Raw genomic sequence first — 501 nt, forward strand, 5'->3', positions numbered from 1 at the left:
AGCTCCCAGCGGGAAAAGAAGACCCCGTGGAGTTTTACTGCAGCCTGTCGCTGGAACATGGCTGTGGATGCAGAGCGTAGACGGGAGCCGTCGATCCCTGTTTCTCCGGGAACAGGGGGAGGCGCCAATGGAACACCGTCCTTCTGCAACCGTGTTTCTCACCGGCGCCTCTGGCGCTGGAACAACGGCAGGTGGGCAGTTTGGCTGGGGCGGCACGCCCTTGAAAAGATATCAAGGGCGCCCAAAAGTCGGCTCAGGCGGGTCAGAAATCCGCCGTAGAGGGCAAGGCCATAAGCTGGCTTGATTGGATCCTGAAAAGCGAGGGATCCAAGGGCGAAAGCCTGGCCTAGCGACCGCTTGTGCCCCCATCAGTGGGGGCCAGGCATGACAGAAAAGTTACCCCGGGGATAACAGAGCCGTCGCGGGTGAGAGCTCCCATCGACCCCGCGGTTTGCTACCCAGATGTCGGCTCTTCCCATCCTGGGAGTGCAGCAGCTCCCA

1 rRNA gene is annotated in these 501 nt (G+C 61.3%); it reads left to right on the forward strand.

The window, feature by feature from the left end:
• Positions 1-2: 2 nt before the first annotated feature.
• Positions 3-501, forward strand: a 23S ribosomal RNA gene (locus QHH19_07355); the annotation flags it as partial.

The sequence above is a fragment of the Candidatus Thermoplasmatota archaeon genome, assembly GCA_029907305.1.
GTDB lineage: Archaea > Thermoplasmatota > E2 > DHVEG-1 > DHVEG-1 > JARYMC01.